The sequence below is a fragment of the Leucobacter sp. M11 genome, from assembly GCF_035726885.1.
In the GTDB taxonomy this organism is placed as follows: Bacteria; Actinomycetota; Actinomycetes; order Actinomycetales; family Microbacteriaceae; genus JAPFRB01.
This window is the reverse complement of sequence record NZ_JAPFRB010000001.1, coordinates 558,149-564,665: the sequence shown is the minus strand read 5'-3', so window position 1 is coordinate 564,665 and position 6,517 is coordinate 558,149. Positions and strand designations below refer to the sequence as shown.

The window sequence follows — 6,517 nt, the reverse complement described above, 5'->3', positions numbered from 1 at the left end:
TCCCGCACGGTCCGCATCGTTCAGCAGGACGAGCACGGGCTGCTCGTTGAGGAGACGCTTGGCCGGATCGGCGGGGAGACCATCGACGAGTACGACGCGCTCCCGGTCGCCCTCACCCCGGGCTCGCCGCCGCCCGCGGGGGCCCAGCAGGGCGCGATCGAAGCGTGGGGGCAACGGCTCCGTGCGGCGCTCGATCGGGCGGCCCCCGAGCGCGCCGCCGGGCTCACCGAGCCCGGCACCCCGCACGCGCCCGCCGCGGCCTGGCCGAACGACGCCGTCGCCGATCTGCTGCGGCGACGGCCCCCGCGCCTGCGCTCCGGCCGCGCTCCCGTCGCCGTGGACTCCGCCGAGGCGCTGGCCTCGGGCGGCGGCGAGGACGCCCGCCTGATCGGCGCGGTCACCGAGAGCCTGCTCGCCCTCGAGCACTCCTATCTCGCCGTGCAGGGTCCGCCCGGCACCGGCAAAACCTACCTCGCCTCCCGCGTGATCCGAGCGCTGGTCGAGCGGCACGGCTGGCGGATCGGCGTCGTCGCGCAGTCGCATCGGGTGGTCGAGAACGTGCTCAGCGGCGTGGTCGCCGCCGGGCTCGACCCCGATCGGGTCGGCAAAGTCGCCCAGCGGGGCCGGGAAGCGGAACCCGCGGACTATACGGTGCTCAGCAGCAACGGTCAGGCCGCGTTTGCCCGGGACCGCGAGCCCGGCGGCTACGTCCTCGGGGGCACCGCCTGGGACTTCGCAAACGAGAAGCGCTTCGCGCGCGGCCAGCTCGACCTCCTCGTCGTGGACGAGGCCGCACAGTTTTCCCTCGCCCCGACGATCGCCGCGAGCGCCGCTGCCGAGCGCCTGCTCCTGCTCGGCGACCCCCAGCAGCTCCCGCAGGTCTCCCAGGGGGCGCACCCCGAGCCCGTGGACGAGTCCGCGCTCGGCTGGCTCGTGGACGGGGCCGAGGTCCTGCCCGCGGCGCTCGGCTACTTCCTCGCCGAGAGCCGTCGGATGCGCCCCGAGGTCACCGGCCCGGTCTCGGAGCTGTCCTACGGCGGGCGGCTGCGCGCGCACCCCGCTGCCGCGGAGCGGGCGCTCGACGGGCACGCCCCCGGGGTCAGCACCCACCTGGTCGAGCACCGCGGCAACGCGACCTTCTCCCCGGAGGAAGCCGCCGAGGTGGTTCGCATCGTGCGGAGCGTTGTCGGCTCGGTCTGGCACCCGGGCGGTGGTCGGGCGGCTCGCCCCGCGACCCCCGCGGACGTCATCGTCGTCGCCCCCTATAACGCGCAGGTGGAGTGCATCGCCGAGGCGCTTGCGGCCGCCGGGCTCGGCGAGGTCCCGGTCGGCACGGTGGACAAATTCCAGGGCCAGGAGGCCGCGGTCGCGATCCTGAGCACCGCCGCGTCCAGTCCCGCGGAGGTGCCCCGCGGGATGGAGTTCCTGCTGATGCGCAATCGGCTGAACGTGGCGATCAGCCGCGCGCAGGTGGCCGCGCACGTCGTCACCTCGGCGTTCCTGACCGAGATGCTTCCGGCCAGCCCGCAGGCGATGGCCGATCTGAGCGCCTTCCTCCGCTTGACGGGTCGCAGCCGGTAACATACCGGCAGGGGAGGACCGCCATGGCAGAGCAGGCCACACCACCGTCCGCGGGCGCAGCGGAGCCCACCAGACCAACGGAGCCCACCAGCCCGACGGAGCCCACCAGCCCGACGGAGCCCACGGCAGCCACGTTCGCCACGGCAGCGCCGTCGCCCCAGGGCCAGCCCGCCGCCCTGCGGCGGCTCATCCGGTCGACCATGCAGCTGCTGTATCCGGGCACGGAGGCCGCCGAGACCGGCACCCTCGCCGAGGGTGAGGGCCGCGCCCTCGTCGCCGCGCTCTGGTCGGGCGGGATCGGGCTCCTCGTCGGGCTCATCGCGTTCTGGGGCGGGAACGTCCCCCTCACCGGCGGCGCGTCCCCGGGGCTCGTCTCCGCGGTCACCGCGGCCGTGACCGGCACCGTCGCGTGCATCGTTGCCTACCTGCGCGAGACGCGCGGGCAGTCGCCGCAGTGGTCGCGGGGCTTCTCGCGCGCCAAGCGCTGGCTGGACGCGGTCGCCATTGCCCTCGTGCACGTCGCCATCATGGCCATGATCGTGTTGCTCGTCTTCCAGGTGCTCGGGCAGAGCTTCATCGGCGTGCGGGTGGACACCTTCACCGGCACCATGATCGTCACCGCGATCAGCGCGGTGACGGGCTACGTCACGACGCTCTCCGCGAGCACGATCACGGCGCGCTCCCTCTCCGTGCTGCTCGGAATCTACCTGACCGCGGGCATCGTCGTCGCGATGATGACGACGAGTATGACGAACTGGTGGGAGCTGCACTTCAGCGAGCTCGGGGTGGGGGAGGGCATCAGCCAGCTCGTGTTCAACCTCACGATGGCGGGGGGCGGCCTGCTCATGACGACGCTCGCCTTTTACCTCGCCCGAGACCTGGACGCCTGGGCGGTGCACGCGGCCCCAAGCACGACGCGCAACGTCAGCCTGGTCCAGTGGAGCTTCGTCCTGATCGGGCTCTGCCTGATCGGTGTCGCGCTGGTGCCCGTTGACGTGAGCCTCTGGATCCACAACACCTTCGCGACGGGGATGGCGGTCGTGTTTGGCCTGCTGCTCATCCGGCTCCGCTGGCTCCTCGACGGCTTCCCGCGCGCCTTCCTCGTGTTCTCCGACGCGGTGGCGATCTCGATCGCCGTGGGCGCGCTGCTGTTCTGGCCGATGCAGTACTACACGCTCGCCGCGTTCGAGATCATCGCGGCCCTGTTGATCTTCGTCTGGCTCATCATCTTCATCCGGCACGTTGGTGCCCTCGGCGGCGCGCGCACCCCGTGAACCCCGCCCCGAATCCCGGTGTGCTCGCCCCGCGGCGCTGGCGCGGCGGCCGCCGCGGCGGTAGCGTGAGGGCATGGTCAAGCCGCCCGGTCCCGTGAAAACCCCGCCCCACCTTCCCCTGCCCGGAAGCCCCGCCCCCCGGGCGGATGCCGGGCCGGCCCCCGTGTTCCAGCGGGCCGAGCCGCCCGCGGCCCGCCCCGCGCTCGCGGCCTCAGCCCGCTCCGCGATCCCGGCCTTCGAGGTGATGCGGATCACGGGCCGCGTGGAGCAGCTGCGCGCCGAGGGCCGCGACGTCATCTCCCTGAGCGCCGGGGAGCCCCGCCCCCGCGCCACCCCGGGTGAGATCCGGCCAGCCGGGTACACGAGCACGCTCGGCACCCCGGCGCTCCGGGAGGCCATCGCGGGGCACTACGCCGCCTGGTACGGGGTGGACGTTGATCCCCGCCGGGTCGCGGTGACGACGGGATCGTCCGGGGCCTTCCAGCTCGGCTTCCTGGCGGCCTTTAACCCCGGCGACCGGGTCGCGCTCGTGAGCCCCGGGTACCCCGCGTACCGCAATATCCTCACCGCCCTCGGGATCAGCGTCGCCGAGATCGCGACCACACTCGACACGCGCTACCAGCCCACCCCGGCGCTGCTCGACGCCGAGGTCAGCGCGAACGGCCCCCTCGCGGGGCTCGTGCTCGCCTCGCCCTCGAATCCCACCGGCACGGTGCTCAGCCGCACGGAACTCGCCGCGCTGAGCGACTGGTGCGCGCGGCACGGGGTGCGCCTCGTGAGCGACGAGATCTATCACGGCATCACCTACCCGGAGCCGGGCGCCGCCGATGGGCGCGGCGTCAGCACGGCGGAGTTCGGCCCCGAGAGCCTCGTCATCAACTCGTTCTCGAAGTACTGGGGGATGACGGGGTGGCGACTGGGCTGGGCGCTCATGCCCGAGGACCTCGCGGGGCCCATCGAAGCGCTCGCGAGCAACTTCTCGCTGAGCCCGCCCGCCCCGGCCCAGCAGGTGGCCCTGGACGCGTTCACCCCCGAGAGCTACGCGGAGCGCGACGAGGTGGTGGCGGGCTTCGGCCGGGCGCGCTCGCTGCTGCTCGAGGCCGCGCCGAGCCTCGGCTGGGGCGAGGCCGCGCCCGCCGACGGCGCGTTCTATTACTACGCCGACCTCGGGCCGATGCTGGAGCGCTTCGGCGACTCCCGCGGCTACGCCTCCGCGCTCCTGGAGGAGGCAGGGGTCGCGGTTGTGCCGGGCGTGGACTTCGACCCGACGAACGGGCACCGCACGGTCCGGCTGTCCTTCGCGGGCGGCGAGGCCGCCCTCGCCGAAGCGATCGAGCGGATCCTCGCCTTCCAGCGCTGAGCGCGAAGCCGGGAGCTCGTCTGGCTAGGCCGGGCGGTCCTCTGGCGTGGCCGTGTCGGCGAAGACCGGGGTGCCCACGGGCAGGCCGGTGCGGCGCTGCCAGGCATCGTCGCTGACCCCGAGCTGCGCGCCCGGAACGGGCACGGCGGGCAGCGCCGCGGCGGGCACGCCGATCGCGGGGAAGAGCGCCCGTGCCCGGTCGTCGGCCAGCAGCTCGGTCACCGGGAGTTCGGCGAGCACGTACAGGCCCCGGATCGAGGAGGCGAGGTGCTCGCCCGCCTCGGCGAGCGCGCGCGAGGCGCCGGAACGGACCGCGAGTAGCCAGGACTCGGGGGTGGCCGCGTCCGGGGCATCGGCGGTGATCGACACTCGGGACTTCGCGTACACGACGCCGTCACCGGAGACGGCCCGGACGAAGACGTGGTCCTCGGCAATCGCGGCCCGCAGCCAGAGGTCGGAGCTCCCGGCCCCGCCGGAGGATTTCGCGCCGAAGTCGAGGTGTTTCAGGGAATCGGGCAACTCCCGACCCTGGGGTGCCCCGTGGTCGTGGTCCTGCTTGGGGCCGTTAAAAGTGAACTTCAGGTTCATACGCTCCGCCTACTCGATGCGCGGCGCCGGTATCCTCCGGCCCGCGGGTTTCCCCTGACTATGGTACCCCCGGTCCCCGGCTCCCCTGCGCCGTTGCTACCCTGGAGGGATGCCCGAGAATCTTTCCGAATACCACGCTGACGCCGCCGATCAGATCGTCACCTACGATGGCCTGCCCGCCTCGGCGGGCGGCGCCCACGGTCTCCGCGGGCGGGACCCGAGGGCAGCCGCGGAGCGCGTGGACGCCTTCCTCACCGCCTGCTTCCGGGTCGATGACCCGCAGGACCCCGTCCTCCGCCTGCGGGCGGGGGAGCGGGACTCCGCCCAGGACACCGCCGCGATCGCGGCGGCGGTCCGCGGCCGCTTCGGCGAGCCCCGCGTGAGCGCCGACGCCGCCGCCGAGTGGCTGATCCCCGATACGCCCCAGGGCCTCGGGGACGCCCTCACCCTGATCGCCGCCGCGGTCAGGGCCGAGCACTCGGGCCTCGACCTCGTGCGCACCTGGTCGGGGCGGCTCCTCGACCCGCAGACCCGCCGACCCTACGCGGGCATCAGCGCGGCGGACTTCGGCGACTACGCCGTGGACGGCTCCGGTCGCCTGCTCGGCGAGTCCGGGGTGCGCGCCACGATCGGATCGGGCCGCTCCTCGATCTCTCTGTGGCTGAACCTCCCCGGGGACGAGCGCTTCCGGCCCGGGGTCAAGCACCTGGCCGAGCACCTGCCGATCACGCTCTCCCCGCACCACTGGCGGCGCTGGCAGGCCACCCGCGACGGTCTCGACTACCGCTTCTTCCGGGAGCCCTCGCCCGTGCGCGCAGAGCGCTAAACCGCCCTCAGCCGTGCGCCTCCCGGTAGGCTGACACCGCCCCGGGGTGCAGGGGCACCCCGCCCGTCTGCACCAGGGCGTCGAGCCCGAGGAACTGAATGCTCTCGGTGCCGGAGGGCACGAGCGAGCCGGGATCGCCCAGCAGGGTCTCCGCGGCGAGGTGCGCGAGGCGCTCGGGCAGGTCTGTGCGGGTCACGAGCAGATTGCCGATGCCGATCGTGCCCGTCCGGGGCACCCCCGGATACGTCTCCGCCGGGATCGCCGCCTCGTCGTAGAACGCGCCGTGCTCCTCGCGAAGCGGCCGCACGAGCTCGCCGAGCGGGAGCACCCGGAGCGGGGTGCGCGCGTGCAGCGCCGTGACCGCGGGGGTGGGCACCCCGCCGATCCAGAACAGGGCCTCCACCTCCCCGGTGTCGAGGGCGGCCAGGCCGTCGTTCAGCCCGAGCGGCACCGCCTCGAAGTCCCCCTCGGGCAGCCCGGCCGCGGCGAGGATCCGCAGCGTACTCAGCCGGGTGCCCGAGCCCGGCGCCCCCACCCCGATCCGGGTGCCGCGCAGCTCAGCGAGGTGGCGGACGGGGCTGCCGCGACGCACCACGGAGTGCACGTAGTTCTGGGACACCCGTCCGATCGCGAGCACGCTGCCGGGGGACCCGGCGAGGTGGCTCTGCACGGAGTCGATCAGGGCGGCTCCGAAGTCTCCCGAGCCGGCCGTCAGCCGCGCGAGGTTGTCCTGGCTGCCCGTGGTGGCGACGGCGCGAGCCCCGGGGACCCCTCCCCGGACGAGAGCCGCCGCGAACAGCTCGGCGAACTCCAGGAACAGGCCGCCCCGTTCGCCGCCGAGCACCCGGCTCTCCGGCTCCCGGGGCGTGCCGGGCTGGCCACAGCCCA

6 protein-coding genes are annotated in these 6,517 nt (G+C 73.9%); 4 read left to right on the top strand and 2 right to left on the bottom strand.

The features are described 5' to 3' along the window. The 3 genes from OOT08_RS02885 to OOT08_RS02875 all read left to right on the top strand — a co-directional run. On the top strand, nt 1–1,581 hold a 1,581-nt coding region (locus tag OOT08_RS02885), incomplete at its 5' end, for a DEAD/DEAH box helicase (RefSeq protein WP_325091039.1). Nucleotides 1,582–1,604: 23 nt separating this feature from the next. Further along, complete coding sequence (locus OOT08_RS02880; protein ID WP_325091038.1) at nt 1,605–2,855, top strand: hypothetical protein; 1,251 nt, start codon at nt 1,605–1,607, stop codon at nt 2,853–2,855. A 73-nt stretch (nt 2,856–2,928) separates the two neighbouring features. After that, entirely contained in the window at nt 2,929–4,215 is a 1,287-nt protein-coding gene (locus tag OOT08_RS02875) for a pyridoxal phosphate-dependent aminotransferase (RefSeq protein ID WP_325091037.1), read from the top strand. Nucleotides 4,216–4,239: 24 nt separating this feature from the next. On the opposite strand, the gene OOT08_RS02870 is transcribed toward OOT08_RS02875, so the two are convergent. After that, entirely contained in the window at nt 4,240–4,803 is a 564-nt protein-coding gene (locus OOT08_RS02870; RefSeq protein WP_325091036.1) for a hypothetical protein, read from the bottom strand. Nucleotides 4,804–4,912: 109 nt separating this feature from the next. On the opposite strand from OOT08_RS02870, the gene OOT08_RS02865 reads away from it, so the two are divergent. Next, on the top strand, nt 4,913–5,629 hold the full coding sequence (locus OOT08_RS02865) for a hypothetical protein (RefSeq protein WP_325091035.1): 717 nt from the start codon (nt 4,913–4,915) through the stop codon (nt 5,627–5,629). Between the two features lie 7 nt (nt 5,630–5,636). On the opposite strand, the gene OOT08_RS02860 is transcribed toward OOT08_RS02865, so the two are convergent. After that, a partial coding sequence (locus OOT08_RS02860) for a TAXI family TRAP transporter solute-binding subunit (protein WP_325091034.1) occupies nt 5,637–6,517 on the bottom strand: 881 nt, incomplete at its 5' end.